Consider the following 3888-nt stretch of genomic DNA (forward strand, 5'->3'; position numbering starts at 1 on the left):
ACTGGCTGAGGCGCTGGGCCATCTGGATTCCCCATCCCCAAGTCAATTAAATCCAGCCCTTGTTCGCGTGCCCTGGCTTTGAGTTCATCCAGACGGGCAAATACATAAGGGGGCAGTGATTGCAGGCGTTCCGCTGGGCTAATCCAATCTAACGTCATTGGTTAAGGCAGGAAAGTTGGCAAGGAAAGCAGGTTGGCAGGCAGGATTGCAGGTTGGAGATTGGCAGGTTGATTAAAACTTTCAACTTTTGAGATTCTTCAACCTTCAATGCGTTTAAACCTGCAATTTTTGAAATTCAAACATCATTATGATTCGCCGCTGAGGTCAGCCCTAGATTTGGACGCCCTACCTCAACGGGTGCGGTTGTGGACACCATTGCCGCCATCAGCTGTTCGGGCACCACCCGGAAGGGTAGCCGGTGGATATCCGAGTTAGGGGCACAGGCAATTTCAGCGGCTTGCCGAAATTCTCCCAGTGTAATATTTCCCAAACCCAAATCATCCAAAGTTTGAGGCAGTCCAATTTCGGCGTAAAACTTCAATAACTGTTGCCTTGCGGTTGCTGCGAGTTGGTTGCTTTGCAGCATTTCTTCTAACCGCAACTGGACGAGAATGCCATAGGCGACTTTCTCACCATGTATGGCACCGTGGGCAGCGGGGATATGGGTCAAACCATTATGGACGGCGTGGGCGGCGACGGTACGGCACTGGGCACCACCTAAACCACCAATGACCCCGGCAAGTAAAACTGAGGCATCTACGACTTCTCGCCAAACTTCACTGCCCGGTTCTTTCAGCGCTGCTGCGGCTTTTTGGAAGAGAATATCCCGTAGCACTCGCGCTTGTTGCACGGCGGCGATCATCAAAGTTTGGTCGGAGTGACCGCTGCTGACAGAAGCTTCGTACCACTTCGCCAAGGCGTCGCCAATCCCGGCAATTAAGGTGCGTTGCGGTGCAGTCTGGATTAACTCGTAATCCAGCACTAGCAAATCCGGGCACCGATCGAGGCTGACATCATAGAGAAATGCCCCTTCGTCGGAATAGACGTTAGAAAGGGCTGTCCAAGCAGCGCAGGTCGCCCCTGAGGTGGGAATTGTGACGACTGGCAACTGGCATTGATGAGCCAGTAGTTTTGCGGTGTCTAATGCTTTGCCACCGCCGATGCCAATAATTACGTCGGCTTGATGGTCGGTGACAGCTTTCCGCAGAGATTCAAGCGATCGCGTACTGCAATCTGGACTGTAAGATGCCTGGGCAATGTCTGTCTTTTGCTGTTTTAGGGCAAGCTGCAATCGCGGTAGCGTGACGGACAGCGTGCGATCGCCCCCGACAACCAAGGGACGCCGCCCAAAAGTCGCGATCGCGTCTCCCGCTTGTTCCAGCGCCCTCTGACCGCGCAGCACCCGACCGGGAGCCACCATCAGCGAAAATAACGAAGGAGCGGTTTGAGTAGACAACTCTGGTAAGGATTGATTGGGCATAGAATCAACCATTTTAGTTTAAAGAAGGGAATTGCTCAATACTGCTTATGAAAGAATTTATAACAAATTTCTCTAATAACTTTACTTTAGTAATTGAGGGAGGCAGCAGCCTATTTAACACTCGTTTCTAGGCACTCGTTTCTAGGCTCCGCCTCGCTTTGACTCTGAAAGACCCAATGTAGGGAAAATAGAGAAAGATCCGTAATTACGCGGTAGACTTTGGCAATTGTGCCAGGTTTTCTGGGAAGACTTGGATGTTAAGCTGTTCATCATCCCGGATGGCTAGCGATCGCTTCACCTCACCCAAGTAAAGCGGTTTAGAAACGCCAGGGGAGGGATGAATAACGGTACGTACCCGAATGGTCAGTAAATTGTCTTTTGCCCGACCTAAACGACCATAAGAGTACAAGTCGCTGGCAGCTTGACGCATCGTTGCATCTAATTGGGCGTTGGAAATCGTCGGCGGTACAGAAACCACCGTTTGCGCCCCGCCGGTGTCATAAACCAACTTATAACGCACCGAACCTGGAACTGCTGTATGGGTAAGCGGTACCAAACTCAAAGAAAATAAACCGGCTGTTAGCACACCCATAAATCCAGTGCTACCCACCAGCCTAAACCGAATACCCCATTGGAAAATAAACCCCAGCACGGTTACAACTGCACTGGCGATGGTAAGAACCGCCGACCATTTGGCTAGTTCTAGAAAAAAAGTAGTCGTTAACATGGCAACTTAAGCGTCTTCCTTTTCATTACTGACGAACCCATTTGGCTGATTGCCATTGGGTGATTCTAAGGCAGCTTTTAAAGTATGCCAGGTGAGGTTAGCACATTTGATCCGAACTGGAAACTGAGAAACGCCTTGCATCACGTTCAGCTTGCGTTGCTCTTTGGGGAACTCGGCTTCCCCTTTCATCATGTTTTGGAAGCGTTCTACCATTTCCAAGGCTACATCTACTTTCTTTCCCCGCAAAGCATCCGCCATCAAGTCAGCAGAAGCCATTGCGATCGCGCAGCCTTCTCCTTCAAATTTCACATCTTCTATGACGTCGCCTGCTGCATTCATCTGCAATGTCAGCTCAATGGTATCGCCACAAGAAGGATTGTGCCCTCTCTGAGACCGATGCACGGGATTGGTTTGACCCTTGTGCCGTGGCTTCTTGTAGTGTTCTAAAATGACCTGTTGATAAAGGTCGCGTAGATTGCCCAAAGTCATGGCGAGATTGATAAGACGATATTCATCCATCTCGATCCTATCAGTGTCGCTTGATTTCCGGAGGGCTGAAAGCCGAGCATTGACTTCCTAACGCTGAATTTAGATAAAATTTCTAGCCGCGCAGTTCAGGCTAGAGTGCCCTTATAGCCTGCAATCGTTCGGCTGTTGGCACTCTTGATAAAGTAGTCGTCAAGCCAGTTTTTCAAGGGCAGCTTCATAACTTTCCTCAATATCAAACATTTCCTCAAGCTGAGCCACTTCAAAAAGTGTTTTGACTGGAGATTGCAAGTTGCAAATTACAATATGGCACTGCTGTTTGCGGGCGGCTTTGAGTCCTGCTATTAAAGAAAATAGCCCCGAACTATCCACCCCATTGATATGGGTCATATCAAGCACGCATAGAGCTGGGGCATCCAGTACGACGTTGTTCACAATCCATTGCTGTAAGAAAGCACCATTACAGCGATTTAGAACCCCTTGAGGCTGAATGACAATCCGGTGACTGGCTTTTCGGTTTCCTTGGGCTTGAGTAATTTCACGGCAAGAGTTCCGCCGCTTAATTACTGGGGAAAAAATAAATTCAGGAAACAGTACGGTCGAGCGCCAAAACTTTAGAAGTCTAGGTACACCCATAGTTGTGGCTGAGGTAGACTAATTGGTTCTTTACAAAGATTAGTCCTCAGCTCAGTGATTTTTCGTATGAAGTTGATGAAGACAGCACAAGTTACGTAAAGGTAATGCAAAGTTTCGCCGTACTCTCACGCTTGGTCAGTCGGTAATATTGTCAGGGTTTACGCAGAGATCCCTCTAAATTCCTGCGAAAAGAGCGTGCGATCGCGCATGGTCTGAGCGCATCCCTAACGCAAGTAAAAAGGGGGAGTGATTACTGTGCTTCTCCAATGAGGGTAAAAGCTGCCCAGTTGAGTGGCTCTGGATGTTGTTTCATCGTGACTAGCATTGCGCTTCGCAATGCCTGGGCTTTATTCGGGTTTTTTTGCACAGTTCGGTAAAACTCTGTCATGAGAAGGGTCGTCGGCTCGTCAGGAACCGCCCACAGGGATACGATCGCGCTGGGTACTCCCGATGAAATGAGCGATCGCGACAAACCGATGACGCCATCGCCGGTAATTTTGCCGCGTCCCGTGTGACAAGCACTCAACACTACAAGTTCAGCATTTAGCTTCAGGTCAAA

General features: G+C 49.3%; 5 protein-coding genes and 1 pseudogene. All 6 read right to left on the reverse strand.

Going from position 1 to position 3888, the window contains the following annotated elements:
* Positions 1 to 158: pseudogene (locus tag H6F50_RS26905) on the reverse strand (LL-diaminopimelate aminotransferase); the annotation flags it as partial.
* Positions 159 to 295: 137 nt separating this feature from the next.
* Positions 296 to 1480, reverse strand: coding sequence for an iron-containing alcohol dehydrogenase family protein (locus tag H6F50_RS04410; RefSeq protein ID WP_190426732.1), 1185 nt, complete (start codon positions 1478 to 1480; stop codon positions 296 to 298).
* Between the two features lie 205 nt (positions 1481 to 1685).
* Positions 1686 to 2207 (reverse strand): Ycf51 family protein, encoded by a 522-nt coding sequence (locus H6F50_RS04415; RefSeq protein ID WP_190426725.1) that lies wholly within the window; start codon positions 2205 to 2207, stop codon positions 1686 to 1688.
* A 6-nt stretch (positions 2208 to 2213) separates the two neighbouring features.
* The gene (gene sufU / locus H6F50_RS04420) at positions 2214 to 2696 is read right to left on the reverse strand and encodes a Fe-S cluster assembly sulfur transfer protein SufU (protein ID WP_190426735.1); all 483 of its coding nucleotides are present in this window, start codon (positions 2694 to 2696) and stop codon (positions 2214 to 2216) included.
* A 189-nt stretch (positions 2697 to 2885) separates the two neighbouring features.
* Complete coding sequence (locus H6F50_RS04425) at positions 2886 to 3329, reverse strand: STAS domain-containing protein (RefSeq protein WP_190426727.1); 444 nt, start codon at positions 3327 to 3329, stop codon at positions 2886 to 2888.
* A 250-nt stretch (positions 3330 to 3579) separates the two neighbouring features.
* On the reverse strand, positions 3580 to 3888 hold a 309-nt coding region (locus tag H6F50_RS04430; protein ID WP_190426729.1), incomplete at its 5' end, for a CHAT domain-containing protein.

It is taken from the genome of Coleofasciculus sp. FACHB-712 (assembly GCF_014695635.1).
Taxonomy (GTDB): domain Bacteria; phylum Cyanobacteriota; class Cyanobacteriia; order Cyanobacteriales; family FACHB-T130; genus FACHB-T130.